Origin of the sequence: Pseudomonas sp. SWRI81 (assembly GCF_014268545.1) — a bacterium.
In the GTDB taxonomy this organism is placed as follows: domain Bacteria; phylum Pseudomonadota; class Gammaproteobacteria; order Pseudomonadales; family Pseudomonadaceae; genus Aquipseudomonas; species Aquipseudomonas hamedanensis.
Genome location: NZ_JABWQS010000015.1, coordinates 19,996 through 41,090 on the forward strand (window position 1 = coordinate 19,996; position 21,095 = coordinate 41,090).

General features: G+C 60.5%; 19 protein-coding genes. 16 read left to right on the plus strand and 3 right to left on the minus strand.

Translation table 11 applies throughout. The annotated features are described in order from the left end of the window. Positions 1-128 precede the first annotated feature (128 nt). The 11 genes from edd (at position 129) to HU765_RS12005 (ending at position 14,076) form a co-directional block, all read left to right on the plus strand. Positions 129-1,955, plus strand: a complete 1,827-nt coding sequence (gene edd / locus HU765_RS11955; protein WP_186620650.1) for a phosphogluconate dehydratase — start codon at positions 129-131, stop codon at positions 1,953-1,955. Then, positions 1,952-2,911, plus strand: coding sequence for a glucokinase (locus HU765_RS11960; RefSeq protein WP_186620652.1), 960 nt, complete (start codon positions 1,952-1,954; stop codon positions 2,909-2,911). The genes edd and HU765_RS11960 overlap by 4 nt, the downstream gene beginning before the upstream one ends. A 252-nt stretch (positions 2,912-3,163) precedes the next feature. Next, positions 3,164-3,895, plus strand: coding sequence for a response regulator transcription factor (locus tag HU765_RS11965; RefSeq protein WP_186550602.1), 732 nt, complete (start codon positions 3,164-3,166; stop codon positions 3,893-3,895). After that, positions 3,885-5,354, plus strand: a complete 1,470-nt coding sequence (locus HU765_RS11970) for an ATP-binding protein (protein WP_186550604.1) — start codon at positions 3,885-3,887, stop codon at positions 5,352-5,354. Before HU765_RS11965 ends, HU765_RS11970 begins: the two co-directional genes overlap by 11 nt. Positions 5,355-5,578: 224 nt before the next feature. Continuing rightward, complete coding sequence (locus HU765_RS11975) at positions 5,579-6,838, plus strand: AGE family epimerase/isomerase (RefSeq protein ID WP_186620654.1); 1,260 nt, start codon at positions 5,579-5,581, stop codon at positions 6,836-6,838. A gap of 119 nt (positions 6,839-6,957) precedes the next feature. After that, entirely contained in the window at positions 6,958-8,259 is a 1,302-nt protein-coding gene (locus HU765_RS11980) for an ABC transporter substrate-binding protein (protein ID WP_186550608.1), read from the plus strand. A gap of 214 nt (positions 8,260-8,473) precedes the next feature. Then, positions 8,474-9,382 (plus strand): sugar ABC transporter permease, encoded by a 909-nt coding sequence (locus HU765_RS11985; RefSeq protein WP_186550610.1) that lies wholly within the window; start codon positions 8,474-8,476, stop codon positions 9,380-9,382. Further along, positions 9,375-10,220, plus strand: coding sequence for a carbohydrate ABC transporter permease (locus HU765_RS11990; RefSeq protein ID WP_126365763.1), 846 nt, complete (start codon positions 9,375-9,377; stop codon positions 10,218-10,220). The genes HU765_RS11985 and HU765_RS11990 overlap by 8 nt, the downstream gene beginning before the upstream one ends. Before the next feature lie 2 nt (positions 10,221-10,222). Further along, positions 10,223-11,383, plus strand: coding sequence for a sn-glycerol-3-phosphate ABC transporter ATP-binding protein UgpC (gene ugpC, locus HU765_RS11995; RefSeq protein ID WP_186620655.1), 1,161 nt, complete (start codon positions 10,223-10,225; stop codon positions 11,381-11,383). 196 nt (positions 11,384-11,579) lie between these two features. Next, a complete protein-coding gene (locus HU765_RS12000; protein ID WP_186620657.1) occupies positions 11,580-12,929 on the plus strand; it encodes a carbohydrate porin in 1,350 nt (449 codons plus the stop codon). A 292-nt stretch (positions 12,930-13,221) separates the two neighbouring features. After that, positions 13,222-14,076 carry a D-hexose-6-phosphate mutarotase gene (locus tag HU765_RS12005; RefSeq protein ID WP_186620660.1) on the plus strand — a complete coding sequence of 285 codons (855 nt, stop codon included), beginning with the start codon at positions 13,222-13,224 and terminating at the stop codon, positions 14,074-14,076. Between the two features lie 120 nt (positions 14,077-14,196). Here HU765_RS12005 and HU765_RS12010 read toward each other — a convergent pair whose 3' ends face one another. Further along, the gene (locus tag HU765_RS12010; RefSeq protein ID WP_169842436.1) at positions 14,197-15,057 is read right to left on the minus strand and encodes a MurR/RpiR family transcriptional regulator; all 861 of its coding nucleotides are present in this window, start codon (positions 15,055-15,057) and stop codon (positions 14,197-14,199) included. Positions 15,058-15,283: 226 nt separating this feature from the next. On the opposite strand from HU765_RS12010, the gene zwf reads away from it, so the two are divergent. From zwf to HU765_RS12030, 4 genes are all read left to right on the plus strand, one after another. Further along, positions 15,284-16,750, plus strand: a complete 1,467-nt coding sequence (gene zwf / locus HU765_RS12015; RefSeq protein WP_186550618.1) for a glucose-6-phosphate dehydrogenase — start codon at positions 15,284-15,286, stop codon at positions 16,748-16,750. Then, the gene (gene pgl, locus HU765_RS12020) at positions 16,737-17,450 is read left to right on the plus strand and encodes a 6-phosphogluconolactonase (RefSeq protein WP_186620668.1); all 714 of its coding nucleotides are present in this window, start codon (positions 16,737-16,739) and stop codon (positions 17,448-17,450) included. The genes zwf and pgl overlap by 14 nt, the downstream gene beginning before the upstream one ends. Positions 17,451-17,467: 17 nt before the next feature. After that, a complete protein-coding gene (locus HU765_RS12025) occupies positions 17,468-18,133 on the plus strand; it encodes a bifunctional 4-hydroxy-2-oxoglutarate aldolase/2-dehydro-3-deoxy-phosphogluconate aldolase (protein ID WP_186550621.1) in 666 nt (221 codons plus the stop codon). Positions 18,134-18,305: 172 nt separating this feature from the next. Further along, a complete protein-coding gene (locus HU765_RS12030) occupies positions 18,306-18,887 on the plus strand; it encodes a hypothetical protein (RefSeq protein WP_186620670.1) in 582 nt (193 codons plus the stop codon). Here HU765_RS12030 and HU765_RS12035 read toward each other — a convergent pair. Together HU765_RS12035 and HU765_RS12040 are read right to left on the minus strand one after the other, a co-directional pair. After that, positions 18,884-20,065, minus strand: a complete 1,182-nt coding sequence (locus HU765_RS12035; protein ID WP_186620672.1) for an aminotransferase class V-fold PLP-dependent enzyme — start codon at positions 20,063-20,065, stop codon at positions 18,884-18,886. The genes HU765_RS12030 and HU765_RS12035 overlap by 4 nt on opposite strands. A gap of 30 nt (positions 20,066-20,095) precedes the next feature. After that, on the minus strand, positions 20,096-20,332 hold the full coding sequence (locus HU765_RS12040) for a DUF3820 family protein (RefSeq protein ID WP_003227425.1): 237 nt from the start codon (positions 20,330-20,332) through the stop codon (positions 20,096-20,098). A 204-nt stretch (positions 20,333-20,536) separates the two neighbouring features. Here HU765_RS12040 and HU765_RS12045 point away from each other — a divergent pair, with 204 nt between their 5' ends. After that, positions 20,537-21,004, plus strand: coding sequence for a PA2169 family four-helix-bundle protein (locus HU765_RS12045; RefSeq protein WP_186620674.1), 468 nt, complete (start codon positions 20,537-20,539; stop codon positions 21,002-21,004). The last annotated feature ends 91 nt before the right edge of the window (positions 21,005-21,095 follow it).

The following is a 21,095-nucleotide window of genomic DNA, read 5'->3' on the forward strand; positions in this document are numbered from 1 at the left end:
ATCTACAACGAGTGACCTGAATCAACTGGTCCGAATGGTCAAAAAAACCGTCCGTCATTCCAACGACAACGGTGTTTGACCAGCATAGACAATCAGGTCGCCACATCCGTTAGCCTGGAGTTCTACACATGCATCCCCGCGTTCTTGAGGTCACCGAACGGCTTATCGCCCGCAGCCGCGCCACGCGTCAGGCTTACCTTGCATTGATTCGCGGCGCCGCCACTGACGGGCCGATGCGCGGCAAGCTGCAATGCGCCAACTTCGCCCACGGCGTGGCCGGGTGCGGCAGCGAAGACAAGCACAGCCTGCGGATGATGAACTCGGCGAACATCGCCATTGTTTCTTCGTATAACGACATGCTCTCGGCGCACCAGCCTTACGAAGTGTTCCCGCAGCAGATCAAGAACGCCTTGCGCGAAATCGGCTCGGTCGGCCAGTTTGCCGGCGGCACGCCTGCGATGTGCGACGGCGTAACCCAGGGCGAGCCGGGCATGGAACTGAGCCTGCCAAGCCGCGAAGTCATCGCCATGTCCACCGCCGTGGCGCTGTCGCACAACATGTTCGACGGCGCGCTGATGCTCGGCATCTGCGACAAGATCGTCCCGGGCCTGATGATGGGCTCGCTGCGCTTCGGTCATCTGCCGACCATCTTCGTGCCGGGCGGGCCAATGGTCTCGGGTATTTCCAACAAGGAAAAAGCCGACGTCCGTCAGAAGTACGCCGAAGGCAAGGCGACTCGCGAAGAGCTGCTGGAATCGGAGATGAAGTCCTACCACAGCCCGGGCACCTGCACGTTCTACGGCACCGCCAACACCAACCAGTTGCTGATGGAAGTCATGGGCCTGCATCTGCCGGGCGCGTCTTTCGTCAACCCGAACACGCCGCTGCGCGATGCCCTGACTCGCGAAGCCGCGCATCAAGTCACGCGTCTGACCAAACAGAACGGCAACTTCATGCCGATCGGCGAAATTGTCGACGAGAAGGCGCTGGTCAATTCGATCGTCGCGCTGCACGCCACTGGCGGCTCGACCAACCACACCCTGCACATGCCGGCCATCGCCATGGCGGCGGGCATTCAACTGACCTGGCAGGACATGGCCGACCTCTCCGAAGTCGTGCCGACCCTCAGCCACGTCTATCCGAACGGCAAAGCTGACATCAACCATTTCCAGGCCGCCGGCGGCATGTCGTTCCTGATCCGAGAGCTGCTCGGCGCCGGTCTGTTGCACGAAGACGTCAACACCGTGCTCGGCCATGGCCTGAGCCGGTACACCAAAGAGCCGTTCCTCGATAACGGCGAGTTGGTCTGGCGCGAAGGCACGACCGACAGCCTCGACGAAAACATCCTGCGTCCGGTGTCCCGTGCGTTCTCGCAAGAGGGCGGGTTGCGCGTGATGGAAGGCAACCTCGGTCGCGGTGTGATGAAAGTGTCTGCCGTGGCCCTGGAAAACCAGATTGTCGAAGCGCCGGCGATGGTGTTTCAGGATCAGCAGGACCTGGCCGATGCGTTCAAGGCCGGTCTGCTCGAAAAAGATTTCGTTGCGGTGATGCGCTTCCAGGGCCCGCGTTCCAACGGTATGCCGGAGCTGCACAAGATGACGCCGTTCCTCGGCGTACTGCAGGATCGCGGCTTCAAAGTGGCGCTGGTGACGGACGGGCGCATGTCCGGCGCCTCGGGAAAAATCCCGGCGGCAATTCACGTCAGCCCCGAAGCTTATGTCGGCGGCGCTTTGGCGCGCGTGCAAGAGGGCGATATCATCCGCGTCGATGGCGTCAAAGGCACCTTGGAACTCAAGATCGACGCCGCCGAATTCGCAGCGCGCGAACCCGCCAAAGGCCTGTTGGGCAACAACATCGGCAGCGGGCGTGAACTGTTCGGCTTCATGCGCATGGCCTTCAGCTCGGCGGAGCAGGGCGCCAGCGCCTTTACTTCTGCCCTGGAGACGCTTAATTGAAACTGGCTTTGGTCGGTGACATCGGAGGCACCAACGCGCGGTTCGCGTTGTGGCAAAACCAGCAATTGCAATCAGTTCAGGTGCTGGCCACGGCCGACTTTGCCACCCCGGAGGAGGCGATCGGCCTGTACCTGAGCGGGCTCGGTCTGGCGCCGGGTTCGATCGGTTCGGTGTGCCTGTCGGTGGCCGGCCCGGTCAGCGGCGATGAGTTCAAATTCACCAACAATCACTGGCGGCTCAGTCGCAGCGCGTTCTGCAAGACATTGCAGGTCGAGCAGTTGTTGCTGACCAACGACTTCTCGGCGATGGCGTTGGGCATGACCCGCTTGCAGCCGGGCGAATTCCGCGTCGTTTGCGAAGGCACGCCGGAGCCGTTGCGCCCGGCCGTGGTCATCGGCCCGGGCACTGGCCTGGGTGTCGGCACCTTGCTCGATCTGGGCGAAGGTCGCTTTGCCGCGTTGCCGGGCGAGGGCGGTCACGTCGATCTGCCGTTGAGCAGCCCGCGGGAAACGCAACTGTGGCAGCACATCTACAACGAGATCGGCCATGTCAGCGCGGAAACCGCGTTGAGCGGCAGCGGCTTGCCTCGGCTGTACCGGGCAATCTGCGCGGTGGATGGGCATGAGCCGATCCTCGATACGCCCGAGGCGATCACATCGGCCGGTCTGGCGGGTGATCCGGTGGCGCTGGAGGTGCTGGAGCAGTTCTGCTGCTGGCTCGGTCGAGTGGCCGGCAACAATGTGCTGACCACCGGCGCACGCGGTGGGGTGTTTATCGTCGGTGGGGTCATTCCACGGTTCGCCGATTTCTTCCTCCAAAGCGGTTTCGCCCGCTGCTTCGCCGACAAGGGCTGCATGAGCGATTACTTCAAAGGCATCCCGGTGTGGCTGGTCACGGCACCGTATTCCGGGCTGGTCGGCGCGGGCGTGGCCCTGGATCAAGCAATCCGGACCTGAAACACGGTCAACTGTAGGCGTGAGCCTATGTGGCGAGGGGATTTATCTGTGGCGAGGGGATTTATCCCCGCTGGGCAGCGAAGCGGCCCCAAAAAGCTAAGGCCTGCTGCGCAGGCCATCGGGGATAAATCCCCTCACCACAGATAAATCCCCTCGCCACAGGTTTGTTTTCCACAGTGGTTTTGTGGTGTTTGTAAAATCAGTCCTTAAGGCATAATCCGCCCCAACTCCAACAACAAGGATGCCTTCGAAGTGAGCTCAGTCAACAAGTCGATATTGTTGGTCGATGACGACCAGGAAATACGCGAGTTGCTGGAAACCTACCTGACCCGCGCCGGGTTTCAGGTGCGGGCCACCGCCGATGGCGCCGGTTTTCGCCAGGCACTCAACGAAGCGCCGAGCGATCTGGTGATCCTCGATGTCATGTTGCCCGACGAAGACGGTTTCAGCCTGTGCCGTTGGGTGCGCCAGCATCCGCGTCAGGCGCAGGTGCCGATCATCATGCTCACCGCCAGTTCCGACGAAGCCGACCGGGTGATCGGTCTGGAACTCGGCGCTGACGATTACCTTGGCAAACCGTTCAGCCCGCGCGAACTGCAAGCGCGGATCAAGGCCCTGCTGCGCCGCGCGCAATTCGCTCACGAACGCAGCGGCAGTGAAGTGTTGGCCTTCGATGACTGGCGCCTGGACATGGTCAGTCACCGGCTGTTTCACGCTGACGGCGAGGAAGTGATTCTCTCCGGCGCCGATTTTGCCCTGCTCAAACTGTTCCTTGATCACCCGCAGCAAATCCTCGACCGTGACACCATCGGCAACGCCACCCGTGGCCGCGATCTGATGCCGCTCGACCGCATCGTCGACATGGCCGTCAGCCGTTTGCGCCAGCGCCTGCGCGACACCGAAAAACCGCCGCGGCTGATCCGCACCGTGCGTGGCAGCGGTTATCAGCTGGCAGCCAATGTGGTTGCCGGCAATGGTCACTGAGTCGCTGCGCAAACTCGCTGCCAGGGTCCCGGTGCCGCGCTCGCTGCTCGGTCGCATGCTGCTGTTGACGCTGCTCGCGGTGCTGTTCGCGCAGACGTTATCCAGCGTGATCTGGGTCTCGCAACTGCGCGCCACTCAGCTTGAAGGGTTGGTCACCAGCGCCCGTAGCCTCGCCCATTCGATGACCGCCAGCGTCAGCTATTTCCGCTCTCTGCCGGTGGCCTATCGACCGCTGGTACTCGACCAGTTGCGCAGCATGGGCGGCACGCGATTCGTGGTGACGCTCAATGACCGACCCCTGGGCATGGAAGTGCTGCCGGTCACGCCACGCAAGGCGGCGGTGATGAAAGCGGTGGATGAAGTGCTGCGGCAGACCCTGGGGCATGACACCGATATTTCGGTGACGTTTGTCAGCCCCGAGGACCTGCGGATTTTCAACGCCGGGCTGAAACTCGACGAGTTGCCGCGTTCCTGGGCGCACTACGCGCTGACCCTCGAACCGGTCAATCCGCCAGTGCTGGTCACGCAAATTCAAATGGCCCCGGGCGAATGGCTGTACATCGCCTCGCTGTTGCCCGAGCCGTACACCAGTCTCGAAGAGCAAGGCCTGCCGGCGCAGCAGGTCTGGTTCATCGTGCTCACCAGTGGTTTTCTTTTGTTGTTCATCGGTCTGCTGGTGCATTGGCAGAGCCGGCCACTCAAGCGTCTGGCGCGGGCGGCGCGCGACCTGTCGCTGGGCGCCGACGTCGAGCCGGTCGCCGAGGGCGGCGGCAGCGAAGTGGTTGAAGTGGGCCGCGCGTTCAACACCATGCGCGAGCGCATCAGCCGCTATCTGACCGAACGCAGCCAGTTATTCAGTGCGATTTCCCATGACCTGCGTACGCCGATCACGCGTTTGCGCCTGCGCGTCGAGTTGCTGGAAGACGAAAAACTGCAAGCCAAATTCGGCCGCGATCTCGATGAGTTGGAGCTGTTGGTCAAAGGCGCGCTGCAATGCGTCAAAGACACCGACATCCATGAAAACATCGAGCCGGTGGATCTCAATCATGTGCTCGATTGTCTGGTCGAGCCGTACCTGGCGCCCAACGGCAATGGCCGCGTCACCCAGCACGGGCGGGCGCTGTCGGCATATCCGGGCAAACCGCTGGCGCTCAAGCGCTGCATCGGCAACCTGATCGACAACGCCTTGAAGTACGGGCAGAACGCGCACCTGCACATCGACGACGATGACAGCGCGTTTGTTTTGCATGTCGATGATGAAGGGCCGGGCGTGCCGCAGCAGCGGCTGGAGCAGGTGTTCGAGCCGCACTTCAGACTCGCGGGGCAGCAGCAGGGCTATGGATTAGGTTTGGGGATTGCGCGCAACATTGCCCATAGCCATGGCGGTGAGGTGACCTTGCAGAATCTGCGTGAGGGCGGGTTGCGAGTGACGTTGCAGTTGCCGCGCAGTGTTGATTAGCAGACCGCGTTACCGTTCTTCGCGAGCAGGCTCGCTCCCACATTAGACCGCGTTGCGGCGGGTGGAATGCGTTCACCTGTGGGAGCGAGCCTGCTCGCGAAGGCGTCAGATGCATCAATACAAATGTCACAAGTCAGTGACAAACCCCGTCCCCTTCGTTACAAGCCGACCCCAGCCCGTTGTTTAGACTGCCCGCAGTCATAACAACAAAAAAGGGCCACTCCATGGACACCTTTCATCCAGGCTTCAGCAGTTGGCTGAACGCCCCTGCCCATCAGCAATGGCTCGCCGCCGAAGGCCTGCGCCTGCTGGATTTCGCCAAAGCCTCGAAGCTGCCTGAAGGCTTCGGCAATCTCGACGAGCGCGGCCACCTGCCGGTGAACGCCCACGCCGAAACCATGAACACCGCGCGCATGACCCACAGTTTCGCCATGGCCCACATTCAGGGCCTGCCGGGGTTTACCGAACTGGTCGATCACGGCATCGCCGCCCTGCGCGGGCCGTTGCGCGATGCGCTGCACGGCGGCTGGTTTGCGGTCGCCGGGCACCGTGACGACAACACCGGCAAAAACGCCTACCTGCACGCCTTCGTCGCGCTGGCCGCCAGCTCTGCGGTGGTCGCGCAACGGCCCGGCGCACAGGCCCTGCTGGATGACGCGATCGATATCATCGACACGTATTTCTGGAGCGAAGAAGAGGGCGCCATGCGCGAGTTCTTCAATCGCGACTGGAGTGAAGAAGAAGCCTATCGCGGCGCCAACAGCAACATGCACGCGACCGAAGCGTTCCTTGCGCTGGCCGATGTCACTGAAGACCCGCGCTGGCTGATCCGTGCGCAACGCATCGTCGAGCGAGTGATCCACGGTCACGCCGCTGCCAACGGGTACATGGTTATCGAACATTTCGATCGAGACTGGCAACCGCTGCGCGACTACAACCACGCCAATCCCGCCGACGGTTTCCGTCCTTACGGCACCACGCCGGGCCACGGGTTCGAGTGGGCGCGGCTGTTGTTGCACCTGGAAGCTGCGCGGGTCCAGGCCGGCATGCTCACACCGGGCTGGCTGGCAACCGATGCGCAAAAGCTGTTCGAGAACAACTGCCGCCACGGCTGGGATGTCGACGGTGCGCCGGGCATCGTCTACACCCTCGACTGGGACAACCAGGCCGTCGTCCGCCATCGCCTGCACTGGACGCACGCCGAAGCGAGTGGCGCCGCCAGTGCCCTGCTCAAACGCACGGGCGAGGCGCAATACGAAACCTGGTATCGACTGTTCTGGGAATTCTGCGAGACGCATTTCATCGACCGCTGCGACGGCAGCTGGCATCACGAACTCAGTCCACAGAACCTGCCCAGCGCCGATATCTGGCCGGGCAAGCCCGATCTGTATCACGCCTGGCAAGCCGTACTGATCCCTCGATTACCGCTGGCACCGAGCATGGCCACGGCTTTGGCGCAGGTGTCTCGGCCTGCTCCTGTGTAACCATGTGGTGACATTTACGCATCGCTTCGTTACCTGCGAAGCGAAATGCCCTGTTTAAACTCCTGTGCAGCGCAAGCACCAGACTTGCAATGCATAACAACAAGAAAGGTACATCTCGAATGAATGCGATTTCTCGCCTCGCTACTGTCATTTCTGTCGCCTCCCTGTTCCCGCTCGCAATCCTGCCGCTCAGTGTCTCCGCTGCCGAATCCAAAGGTTCGGTCGAAGTCGTGCACTGGTGGACTTCCGGTGGCGAAAAAGCCGCCGTCGATGTGCTCAAGGCTCAAGTCGAAAAAGACGGTTTCACCTGGAAAGACGGCGCTGTCGCCGGCGGTGGCGGTGCGACTGCCATGACCGTGTTGAAAAGCCGTGCCGTGGCCGGCAATCCACCGGGCGTCGCCCAGATCAAAGGCCCGGACATTCAGGAATGGGCATCGACCGGTCTGCTCGACACCGACGTGCTGGAAGACGTCGCCAAGTCGGAAAAGTGGGACAGCCTGCTCGACAAGAAAGTCTCCGATACCGTGAAGTACGACGGTGATTACGTGGCCGTGCCGGTGAACATCCACCGCGTGAACTGGCTGTGGATCAACCCGGAAGTCTTCAAGAAAGCCGGCATCACCAAGAATCCAACCACCCTTGAAGAGTTCTACGCCGCCGGCGACAAGCTGAAGGCGGCAGGCTTCATTCCGCTGGCTCACGGCGGTCAGCCTTGGCAGGACAGCACCGTGTTCGAAGCCGTGGTGCTCTCGGTCATGGGTGTGGATGGCTACAAGAAAGCCCTGGTCGACCTGGACAATAGCGCGCTGACCGGCCCTGAGATGGTCAAGGCACTGACCGAACTGAAGAAAGTCGCGACCTACATGGACGCTGACGGCAAAGGCCAGGACTGGAACCTGGAAGCGGCCAAGGTCATCAACGGCAAGGCCGGCATGCAGATCATGGGTGACTGGGCCAAATCCGAATGGACCGCCGCCAAGAAAGTCGCCGGCAAGGACTACGAGTGCGTGGCCTTCCCGGGCACTGACAAGGCGTTCACCTACAACATCGACTCGCTGGCCGTGTTCAAGCAGAAGGACGCAGGCACTGCGGCCGGTCAGCAGGACATCGCCAAAGTCGTGCTGGGTGAAAACTTCCAGAAAGTCTTCAGCATCAACAAAGGCTCGATTCCGGTACGCAACGACATGTTGAACAACATGGACAAGCTCGGCTTTGACTCTTGCGCCCAGACCGCGGCCAAGGATTTCCTCGCGGACGCCAAGTCCGGCGGCCTGCAACCAAGCATGGCGCACAACATGGCGACCACGCTGGCCGTGCAGGGCGCATTCTTTGATGTCGTGACCAACTACATCAACGACCCGAAAGCCGACCCGGCCGACACCGCCAAGAAACTCGGCGCGGCGATCAAGTCGGCCAAGTAATGCTTGGCCCCTGTAGGAGTGAGCCTTTGTGGTGAGGGGATTTATCCCCGTTGGGTCGCGAAGCGGCCCCGGAAAGTTGCAGCGGCGCAGTGTCTGAAATACCGCGTGTAATGATTTTGCGACTGCTTCGCAGCCGAACGGGGATAAATCCCCTCGCCACAGGGCTCACTCCTACAAGGGAATGCTTTCGTAAACCCCTATTTTGGATTTGCTCATGAGTTCTGTTGCTGTGTTCAGCAAGGCCTCGCCGTTCGATGCATTGCAGCGCTGGCTACCGAAACTGGTGCTGGCGCCGAGCATGTTCATCGTGCTGGTGGGCTTTTATGGCTACATCCTGTGGACGTTCGTTCTGTCGTTCACCACGTCGACGTTCCTGCCCAATTACAAGTGGGCGGGCCTGGCGCAATACGCACGGTTGTTCGACAACGACCGCTGGTGGGTCGCAAGCAAAAACCTCGCTGTGTTCGGCGGCATGTTCATCGGCATTACCCTGGTGATCGGCGTGTTGCTGGCGGTGTTCCTCGACCAGCGCATCCGTCGCGAAGGCTTTATCCGCACCATTTACCTGTACCCGATGGCGCTCTCGATGATCGTCACCGGTACCGCGTGGAAATGGCTGCTCAACCCGGGCATGGGCCTGGACAAATTGTTGCGTGACTGGGGCTGGGAAGGCTTCCGTCTGGACTGGCTGATCGACCCGGATCGCGTGGTCTACTGCCTGGTGATCGCCGCTGTGTGGCAAGCCTCGGGCTTCATCATGGCGATGTTCCTCGCCGGCCTGCGCGGCGTCGATCAATCGATCATTCGTGCTGCGCAAATCGATGGCGCGAGCATGCCGCGCATCTACTGGAAAGTCGTGCTGCCAAGCCTGCGTCCGGTGTTCTTCAGTGCGGTGATGATCCTGGCGCACATCGCGATCAAGAGCTTCGACCTGGTCGCGGCGATGACGGCCGGTGGTCCGGGTTATTCCTCTGACCTGCCAGCGATGTTCATGTACTCCTTCACCTTCAGTCGCGGCCAGATGGGCATGGGCTCGGCCAGTGCGATTCTGATGCTCGGTGCGATCCTGGCGATCATCGTGCCTTACCTGTATTCCGAGCTGAGGACCAAGCGCAATGACTAGTCTCGCTGCCAAACCTGCCATCAGCTTCAGTCGCATCGCCATCTACGCGGTGCTGATTTTCGCTGTGTTTCTGTATCTGGTGCCGCTGGTGGTGATGTTGCTGACCAGCTTCAAAACCCCTGAAGACATCAGCACCGGCAACCTGCTGAGCTGGCCGACGGTGGTCAGCGGTATCGGCTGGGTCAAGGCCTGGGCCACGGTTGACGGCTACTTCTGGAACTCGATCAAGATCACCGTGCCCGCCGTGATCATCTCCACGGCCATCGGTGCGTTGAACGGCTACGTGCTGTCGATGTGGCGCTTTCGCGGTTCGCAGTTGTTCTTCGGCCTGTTGCTGTTCGGCTGCTTCCTGCCGTTCCAGACCGTGCTGCTGCCAGCCTCGTTCACCCTCGGCAAGATGGGCCTGGCGAGCACCACCACCGGCCTAGTGTTCGTTCACGTGGTTTACGGTCTGGCGTTCACCACGCTGTTCTTCCGTAACTACTACGTGAGCATTCCCGATGCGCTGGTCAAGGCCGCGCGTCTGGACGGCGCGGGGTTCTTCACGATTTTCCGCCGCATCATCCTGCCGATGTCGACGCCGATCATCATGGTCTGCCTGATCTGGCAATTCACCCAGATCTGGAACGACTTCCTGTTCGGGGTGGTGTTCTCCAGCGGTGATTCGCAACCGATCACCGTGGCGCTGAACAACCTGGTCAACACCAGCACCGGCGCCAAGGAATACAACGTGGACATGGCAGCGGCGATGATCGCCGGCCTGCCGACCCTGCTGGTCTATGTGGTCGCAGGCAAGTATTTCGTGCGCGGGCTGACGGCCGGCGCAGTCAAGGGGTAATCATGGCAACGCTCGAACTTCGCAATGTAAACAAGACTTACGGCGCCGGCTTGCCGGACACCCTGAAGAACATCGAACTGTCGATCAAGGACGGTGAATTCCTGATTCTCGTCGGCCCGTCGGGCTGCGGCAAATCGACCTTGATGAACTGCATCGCCGGGTTGGAAACCATCACCGGCGGCGCGATCATGATCGGCGATCAGGACGTCAGCGGCATGAGCCCCAAGGATCGTGACATCGCTATGGTGTTTCAGTCCTACGCGCTGTACCCGACCATGAGCGTGCGCGAGAACATCGAATTCGGCCTGAAGATCCGCAAGATGCCGCAGGCCTCGATCGATGAAGAAGTTGCCCGTGTGGCCAAGCTGCTGCAGATCGAACACTTGCTCAACCGCAAACCGGGTCAGCTCTCCGGCGGACAGCAACAACGGGTGGCGATGGGCCGCGCACTGGCGCGTCGACCGAAGATTTATCTGTTCGACGAACCGCTGTCCAACCTCGACGCCAAGCTGCGCGTCGAGATGCGCACCGAAATGAAACTGATGCACCAGCGGCTGAAAACCACCACGGTTTACGTGACCCACGACCAGATCGAAGCGATGACGCTGGGCGACAAGGTTGCGGTGATGAAAGACGGAATCATTCAGCAGTTCGGCACGCCTAAAGAGATCTACAACGACCCGGCCAACCTGTTCGTGGCGAGCTTCATTGGTTCGCCGCCGATGAACTTCATCCCCCTGCGTTTGCAACGCAAGGACGGTCGTCTGCTGGCGTTGCTCGACAGCGGTCAGGCGCGTTGCGAGTTGCCGATGAGCATGCAGGACGCCGGGCTTGAAGACCGCGAAGTGATCCTCGGCCTGCGCCCGGAGCAGATCTGTCTGGCGAACGGCGAGGGCAATGGTTTGCCGAGCATTCGTGCCGAAGTGCAGGTCACCGAACCGACGGGTCCGGACACCCTGGTGTTCGTCAATTTGAACGACACCAAAGTCTGCTGCCGTCTGGCGCCGGACGTGGCACCGCAGGTGGGCGAAAGCCTGACGCTGCAGTTCGATCCATCGAAAGTGTTGTTGTTCGATGCCAATACCGGCGAGCGTCTGGGCGTTGCGAGCCAGGCGCAGGCTGAAGTCCGGTCGGCGAATGTGGCGCAATTCAAAGGCCGCTGAAGAACCCTGTAGGAGTGAGCCTGCTCGCGATGACGGTGTGTCAGTCGACAGAGATGTTGAATGTAAAACCGCTATCGCGAGCAGGCTCACTCCTACAAAAAAAGGAGCACGCGGTGAATGGCCTGTCATTCGTCGCACTTTATGTAAACCGCGTTAGATAAAAACAGTTAATAACAATAAAGACGAGGATGTAGGGATGAAAAAGAAACACGTCAATGCCCGGTTGATCTGCCAAATGTCCGCTGCTGCGGCATTGGTGCTGGCCGGCAATGCGATGGCGGCGGATGCGTTCAGCTCCGACTCCAAATGGATGACCGGTGACTGGGGTGGGGAGCGGACCAGGCTGATCGAGCAGGGTATCGACATCAAGGCCGACTACGTTGGGGAAATGGGCGCCAACCTGAACGGCGGCTACAACGACGACAAGACCGCGCGTTACGCCGACCAGTTCGGTCTGGGCGTGGCCCTCGACCTGCAAAAACTGTGGGGCTGGGACAACACCCAGGCGAAGATCCAGCTGACCAATCGTAACGGCTACAACATCTCCAACGACCGCGTTGGCGATCCGCGTGCCGGCACCCTCAGTTCCTCGCAGGAAGTCTACGGCCGTGGCCACATGGTGCGTCTGACCCAGTTGTGGATTCAGCACCAGTTCTTCGACAACAAGCTCGACGTCAAGGCCGGTTACTTCGGTGAAGGCGAAGACTTCAACACCTTCCCGTGCGAGTTCCAGAACCTGGCGTTCTGCGGTTCTCAGGTGGGTAACTGGGCAACCAACATCTGGTACAACTGGCCGGTCAGCCAGGCCGCTATCCGTGTGAAGTACAACATCAACGACGAGCTCTACGCGCAGATCGGTGCGTACAACCAGAACCCGTCGCAGCTGGAACACGGCAACGGCTTCAAGCTCAGTGGCAGCGGCACCAAGGGTACCGTTTTGCCGGTTGAATTGGTCTGGTCGCCGAAGGTCAACAGCCTGCCGGGCGAGTACCGCATCGGTTACTACAAGAGCACGGCCGATGCCGATGACGTTCGCGAAGACGTCAACGGTTTCGACGCGGCAACCACTGGCGATGCCTACAAGACCCACAGCAGCAAAAGCGGCTACTGGTTCGTCGCGCAACAGCAACTCACTACCCACAACGGTGATGCGACGCGCGGTCTGAACATTGCCGCCAACGCGACCTTCCACGACAAGGACACCAACTTCATCGACAACTACCAGTCGGTGATGTTTGTCTACAAAGGTCCGTTTGATGCGCGTCCGAAAGATGACATCGGCATTGGCGCGGCGCGCATCCACGTCAACAAGGACGTCAAGCGCAACGCTGAGCTGTTGAACGCTTCCAACGGTGTTTCCGACTACGACAACGCCGCGTTCTCGCCGATTCGTGAAACCGAATACAACTACGAGCTCAACTACGGCTTTCACGTCACCAACTGGCTGACCGTGCGTCCCAACCTGCAATACATCACCCATCCGGGCGGTGTGGATGAAGTCGATAACGCTTTGGTCGCTGGCCTGAAAATTCAGTCTACGTTCTGACGCGTCTGCGATAAGCTCCTCTCTATGTGCGCATTTTGCGGACAGCCTTGGCTGTCCGCTTTTTTTTGCGAGACCCGCAGAAAGGGTTGCGTCGTGCCCATTTGTGGCGAGGGGATTTATCCCCGTTCGACTGCGAAGCAGTCGCAAACCCAGAAAACGCGGTCTGGCTGATACACCTCAGTGAATGGTTCTGGGGCCGCTTCGCAACCCAGCGGGGATAAACCCCCTCGCCACAGTATTAACCGGTCACATAGGTAATTGAGTACCCCCATGATTTTCAGGACCGTAGCCAATGCATGAGCATCCGCTGCAACGCTTCTTCAAGTCCCTGCGCGAGCGACCGGTGTTCGCCTGGGAGCGCTATCAGTTGCGCGACGTGTTGGTGATCGATCATCCGCTGTGTCAGGCGGTGTTCAGTCGTCAGGGCGCGCAGTTGCTGCACTTTCAACCGCGCGGGCAAAAGCCGTGGTTATGGTGTGCGGCGAAGTGGCCGCATGTCGGCGCGATTCGCGGTGGCGTACCGGTGTGCTGGCCGTGGTATGGCCGCCACCCGAGCGAAAACGCGTGGCCGTCCCACGGTTGGGCGCGATTGCTTGACTGGAAACTGCTCGACAGCAGCAGCGCCGAGGATGGCGTGCGCCTGCATTGGCAATTGCAGCTGTGCGACTGGCAAGTCGACCTGCACGCGCATCTGGGCGAACGCATGGAGTTACGTCTGAGCACCGAGCATCAGGACGACATGCCCTGCCAGTTGAGCCAGGCGTTGCACGCTTACTGGCGTATTGGCGATGTTGGTGAGATAGCGCTGTCTGGCCTCGAAGGCGCGCAGGGCTATGACCAGTTGAACCGTCAGGTTTGTCAGCAGGAAGGTGAGTTGCGGGTTGATGGCGGCTGCCAGCGGGTGTTTCAGCATGACGGCGAATTGCAGCTCAAGGACCACGCCTGGCAGCGTGAGTTGTGCATTGATACGGGTGACAGTGGTGACACAGTGGTCTGGCACCCGGGGTCACGGCCGCTGTTGGGGGTGAGTTGGGATGAGATTTGCGAGTTCGTCTGCGTGGAAGCAGCGGCGGGCGGCACCGACAGTCTGCATCTGGCGCCGGGGGAGAAGGCGCATTTGAGTTTGCAGGCGTGGGCGGCGGCCTGATTCTGTGTTGCTGCCGCTGGCCTCATCGCGAGCAGGCTCACTCCTACAGGGGGAATGCGTTTCAAATGTAGGAGTGAGCCTGCTCGCGATGGCGATTATCCAGTCAGCCGAGATTTTGGATCAATTGAACTCGTCACCCACCGGATACCGGCTCGCATTCAGGCTCTCTTTGATCTTGCGCAAATGCGGCTGGAAATCCACACCACGGCGCAGGGTCATCCCCGTTGCCAGCACATCCAGCACGGTCAACTGAATGATCCGCGAAGTCATCGGCATATAAATGTCGGTGTCTTCCGGCAGCGGAATGTTCAGGCTCAGGGTACTGGCCTTGGCCAGCGGCGAATTCTCGGCGGTCAGGCCCAGCACCGAAGCACCGTTCTCACGGGCAATCCGCGCCACTTCCACCAGCTCGCGGGTACGCCCGGTGTAGGAAATGATCACGAACAGCTCGCCGGTGTGCGCCACCGAAGCGATCATCCGTTGCATCAGCACATCAGCGTGGGCGGTAACGGCCAGATTGAAACGGAAGAATTTGTGCTGCGCATCCAGCGCCACCGGGGCCGAAGCGCCGAGGCCGAAAAAGTGAATCTGCCGCGCCTGAATCAACAGGTCGACGGCGCGGCTGATCAGGTTCGGATCGAGTGCCTGACATGCACTGTCCAACGATGCAATGGCGCTGCCGAAAATTTTCTGCGTGTACGCTTCGGGATTGTCGTCGGCCTCGACTGCCCGGCTGACATACGCCGCGCCACTGGCCAGGCTCTGCGCCAGTTGCAGCTTGAGCTCGGGGTAGCCGCTGACGCCGAACGAGCGGCAGAAACGGTTGACCGTCGGTTCGCTCACCGACGCCGCCTGGGCGAGGGCGGCGATGCTGAAGCGGGTGGCCTGCTGCGGGTTGAGCAGGATCACTTCGGCCACTTTGCGTTCGGCCTTGTTCAGCTCTTCAAGGCGACTCTGGATCTGTTCCAGTAAATTTCGCACGCGGTCCATATGACATTCCTAATTCACCTGCGCAAGGACGCGCGGGGTTATGCAAATCGGGCCTTTGATATGGCCCGTGACGGTGGCCTATCCTACTGATGGCTCTGACCGACCACCACACGGAATGTGTATTTTGCGAAAATGTTGTGGTTATTACTACATTTTCCCTTGAGTGATGCCTTGAAAAAAGGTATTTGTAGCTTAACTTGATAAAAGAACAAACATCATGCCTTCGATTACGGTTGAACCGTGCACCTTTGCCTTGTTCGGCGCGTTGGGCGATCTGGCCCTGCGCAAGCTGTTTCCTGCCCTTTATCACCTCGATGGCGCCGATCTGCTGCATGAGGACACGCGCATCATCGCGTTGGCCCGTGAAGCCGGTACCGAGCAGCAGCACTTGGCGTTTATTGCCGCCGAACTGCGCCGCTATGTCGGCAAAGAACTGAACGAAACCGTGGCCGAGCGCTTTCTGGCGCGCCTGACTTATCTGCACGTCGACTTTCTCAAGGCTGACGACTACGTCGCGCTGGCCGAACAGGCCGGCAGCAGCCAGCGCATGATTGCCTATTTCGCCACCCCGGCGGCTGTATACGGCGCGATCTGCGAAAACCTGGAAAAAGTTGGTCTGGCCGCGAACACCCGCGTGGTGCTGGAAAAGCCGATCGGTTCGGACCTCGAATCTTCGCGCAAGGTTAACGATGCCGTGGCGCAGTTCTTCCCGGAAGACCGCACCTACCGCATCGACCACTACCTGGGCAAAGAAACCGTTCAGAACCTGATCGCCCTGCGTTTCGCCAACAGCCTGTTCGAAACCCAGTGGAACCAGAATTACATCTCCCACGTGGAAATCACCGTGGCCGAGAAGGTCGGCATCGAAGGCCGTTGGGGCTATTTCGACAAGGCCGGCCAACTGCGCGACATGATCCAGAATCACCTGTTGCAGCTGCTGTGCCTGATTGCCATGGACCCGCCGGCCGACCTGTCCGCCGACAGCATCCGTGACGAGAAAGTGAAAGTGCTCAAAGCGCTGGCGCCGATCAGCCCGGAAGGCCTGACCACGCAAGTGGTGCGCGGCCAGTACATCGCCGGCCACAGCGAAGGCAAATCCGTTCCGGGCTATCTCGAAGAACCCAACTCCAATACCCAGAGCGACACCGAAACCTTCGTCGCCCTGCGTGCCGACATCCGTAACTGGCGCTGGGCCGGCGTGCCGTTCTACCTGCGTACCGGCAAGCGCATGCCGCAGAAGCTGTCGCAGATCGTCATCCATTTCAAGGAACCGTCGCACTACATTTTCGCCCCCGAGCAGCGCTTGCAGATCAGTAACAAGCTGATCATCCGCCTGCAACCGGACGAAGGCATTTCCTTGCGCGTGATGACCAAGGAGCAGGGCCTGGACAAAGGCATGCAACTGCGCAGCGGGCCGCTGCAACTGAATTTCTCCGACACCTGGCGTAGCGCGCGGATCCCCGATGCCTACGAGCGGTTGTTGCTGGAAGTGATGAACGGCAATCAGAACCTGTTTGTCCGTAAAGATGAAATCGAAGCCGCGTGGAAGTGGTGTGACCAGTTGATCGCCGGATGGAAAAAATCCGGTGACGCGCCCAAGCCGTATGCGGCCGGGTCGTGGGGGCCGATGAGCTCCATTGCACTGATCACGCGGGATGGGAGGTCGTGGTATGGCGATATCTGATGTGCAACTGCCAGCGGGCGTGAATGCCCACGAATTCAAGAGCCCGGTGCTGCTGGCCGAAGGCTTGGCGCTGAACGTTGCCAAGCAACTGAGCGAAGCCATTGCGGCACGCGGCAATGCGGTGCTGGTGGTGTCCGGGGGGCGTAGCCCGGTGGCGTTTTTCCAGCACCTGGCCAAGCAGGAACTGGACTGGTCGAACGTCGTGATCACCCTCGCCGACGAGCGCTGGGTGCCGGTTGAACATGCCGACAGCAACGCCGGTCTGCTCAAGCAGTACCTGCTCAAGGGCCCGGCGGCCAAGGCGCAGTTCCTCAGCCTCTACAGCGCTGCGGCGAATGTCGAACAGGCCGCCGAACAGGCCGACCGCTTGCTCGCTGAACTGCCGGCGATTGATGTGCTGGTGCTGGGCATGGGCGATGACGGTCACACCGCGTCGTTGTTTCCAGACAGCCCGAACCTCGCCGAAGCCCTGCAAGCCGACGGCACGCGTCGTTGCTGGCCGATGCTCGCGCCAAGCGTGCCGCGTCAGCGCCTGACCATGAGTCGGGCATTGCTGGCGTCGGCCCGACACAAGATTCTGTCGATTTCCGGTCAGTCGAAACTGACCACCCTGAATGCCGCGCTGGCATCCGATGACGTCGCGGCCATGCCGGTGCGCGCGTTCCTGCAACCTACGTTAGAGATCTACTGGTGCCCATGAGCCAAGGAACAGCCGCTATGACAACCCTATCCCCGACCGTTTCCATGGCGGACAAAGTTGCCCTGATCGACAGTCTCTGCGCCAAGGCGCGGATCTTGCCGGTGATCACCATCGCTCGCGAACAGGACGTGCTGCCACTGGCCGACGCGCTCGCCGCCGGTGGCCTGACCGCGCTGGAAGTGACCCTGCGTTCGCAATTCGGCCTCAAGGCCATCCAGATCCTGCGCGAACAGCGCCCGGAACTGATGACCGGCGCCGGCACCGTGCTTGACCGCAACATGCTCGCGGCAGCCGAAGCGGCCGGTTCGCAGTTCATCGTCACCCCAGGCATCACCCGCGACCTGCTCGAAGCCAGCGTCGACAGCCCGATTCCGCTGTTGCCGGGCATAAGCAACGCCTCGGGCATCATGGAAGGCTACGGTCTGGGCTATCGCCGCTTCAAGCTGTTCCCGGCGGAAGTCAGTGGCGGCGTCGCGGCGATCAAAGCGTTGGGCGGCCCGTTCGGTGAAGTGAAATTCTGCCCGACCGGCGGCGTGAGCCCGGCCAACATCAAGAGCTACATGGCATTGAAAAACGTCATGTGCGTGGGCGGTAGCTGGATGCTTGATCCGGAGTGGATCAAGAACGGCGACTGGGCCCGTATTCAGGAATGCACTGCCGAAGCCCTGGCGCTGCTGGACTGATCGTCACCCCTACACTTCGTTGTGTGTTCTACGGCTTTTCGGTGCGCTTGGTCGGCGCACCGTTTTTTTTGTGCTGAGAAAAGTGCCCGTACATGTTGCGATACATAGTTAACGCACACGGGCTTTTTCCCAAGGTTAACCTGCGTTCATCTTATGGAAGAGAGAACGCCTCATGGACGACCTTCAGTCTCTGACCCCTACGCCACACTCCCTTTATCAACCGCAACGGTCAGCCCCTGGCGGGCCCGATTGGCGCTCAGCCGAAGCCGAGGTGCGCAACATCAGCCGAGGCGTCGAGGGCCTGCCACTGATCCTGCGGCTGTCGCTGGTCGATGCCATGACCGGCGAACCGGTTAACCGCGCGCTGGTGCGTATTCAGCAGGCAATCGATACCGACGTCTATCTGCGCGGCAGTCAATCGACCGATAGCCACGGCGTCGTCCGTTTCACCAGTGTCTGTCCGGATCGTCTGATAGCGGGCACTTCCTGCCTTACCCTGAACGTGTACATTCCAGGCGACGATGCGGGCGCGCGAGCCGATCATGAGGCGTGGGCCGGAACCTTGCACTTGCCCGGCCGCTGCGGCTGTGAACCCCGCGCCGATGACGCGCTGCAACTGATGTTGCAGCCGATTGCCGGCGATGACTTCGAGGACGGCGCCTTCGCTTGGCAGACGCTCGGCATCGATACCTTTGCCGTGTCGTCGCAGCTCGGCCTCGAGGGCTACGAAAAAAACGTCGGTGTGCCGTTTTAGCGCAGCTGGTTCAGCGCCCGCACCAGCAGTTCCATCTCGGCTGCCGTGGTGGTCAGCCCTGGTGTGATGCGAATGCTCGGCCCGCTGGCGGCGCCGTGACGCACCACGCTGAACAGGTTGTATTCGTTGAGCAGGCGCTCGGCCATCGCTTGCTGATCGTCGTGCCGGGTGAAACGCAGCGAGGTGATGCCGCAGTACAACCGTGGATCGTCGGGCGTCATCACCTCGATGCCCGGCAGGTGCCGCACCGCGCTGACCCATAGATTGCGCAGATAGTTGAGCCGCGCACCTTTGGCCGGGGCGCCGCCGAGGGAACGATGCTCTTCGAGTACCAGCGGCAACGTCATCAACGCGGGAATGTTCGGCGTGCTGTACGAGGTTCGTGCACGGATATCGTTGCCCGGGAAGTGCGTTTCGCCCATGTCCGGGTCGATGTCGGCCAGACGCTGCGGCGCGATGTAGACAAAGCCCAGGGTCAGCGGTGCGCCGATCCATTTGTGCAGGTTGTATCCGGCGAACGCGATGCCCAGTGCCTCCAGATTGAACTCGACCTGGCCGAGCGCGTGGGCACCGTCGAGGATGATGTCGACGCCATATTCCTTGGCGAGCGCGGCGATGGCTGCCACTGGCATCACCAGGCCTGTGCGGTGCGTGACGTGCGTCAGGGCCATCAGCTTGAGTTTCGGGTGAGCGATAAACGCCGCGCGGTAGGTCGCCAGCAGGCTGTCGAAACTGGCCGGGTGCGTGTGGTCGATCTCGATGACCTCGGCGCCGCGCTGCCGGGCCAGCCAGCGCATTGCGCCTTTGACCGTGTCGTATTCGAGATCGCAGATCAGCACCTGATCGCCCGGTTGCAGGCGGTTGTAATTGCGGATCAGCGATTGCAGGCCTTCGGTGGCGTTGCGGGTGAACGCCACGCACTGCGCGTGCACGCCGAGCAGCTCGGCCAGTTGTGCGCGAATGTCGAGGCTGTCCTGTTGCTCGAAACGCTGGCGCACATACACCGAGTTGCTGGTGTTGATCAGCTCGATGTTGCGGTGGTACTCCTCGATCACCGTGCGCGACATGCGCCCGAAGTAGCCGTTCTCCAGGTTCACGGGGCCGGGTTGTGCATCGTAACGGTCGGCGAACGTCATCCAGAACGCTTCGTCACGGGCGCGGCGGGTGTTATCGGGCATGGTCGGTCAGCTCTGAAAGAGGAGGGCGCTTCAATGACGCGGAGCGGGTTTGCCGTGTTTGGCGCGCAGCGGTTCAAGCAGGTCCGACAGGCCGTTGTGGTCGATCTCCTGCATCAACGCCAACAGACCGCCAAGTTCGCCATGGGGAAAGCCTTCGCGGGCGAACCAGTTCAGATAGGGCCCCGGCAGGTCGGCAATGATCCGTCCCTTGTATTTGCCGAAGGGCATTTCGCGGGTGATCAGCAATTCGAGTTTTTCAGGATTCATCGCGTTTTCGTCTGGCTTTAAAACAAACTGGAAAATACAGGCATTCTGCATGCAGGCCAAATGACAGATCATGCAAATAACAGGAATACAGATTTTTGCTCTATATGTAACGTATTGAAATTAAAGGGTTTAATCTGATAAGCGAAGCTGGCACGCACACTGCAATATCCCTTGCATCTTCAACCCATCGCAAGGAATTGAAAAATGACCGACATGAATAAAGAAGCCATTTCTGTACTCAACGACCTGATTGAAACCTGCAAGGACGGTCAGGAAGGGTTCAAGACTTGCGCCGAAGACATCAAGCACCCTGAACTGAAAACCCTGTTTGTGCAGCGCTCCGCCGACTGCGCTACCGCTGCTGCCGAGCTGCAAGCTCAGGTGCGCTCGCTGGGTGGCGATCCGGAAACTTCGACCAGCGTCAGCGGCGACCTGCACCGTCGCTGGGTCGACGTCAAAGCGATGTTCACCGGCAAGGACGAAGAGGCCGTTCTGAACGAAGCCGAGCGCGGTGAAGACCATGCGCTGAAGGCTTATCGTGAAGCCATCGAGAAAATCAACAAGCACAACCTGGTGGGCATCAAGGATCTGGTTGAGCGTCAGTACCACGGCGTACAACGCAACCACGATCAAGTGAAAGCCCTGCGTAACCAGGCTCGCGCCAACTCGTAAGCGTCACTGAAACAAAATGTGGGAGCGGGCTTGCTCGCGAATGCGGTGTGTCATGCAACTCTGATGTTGCTGATACGACCCCTTCGCGAGC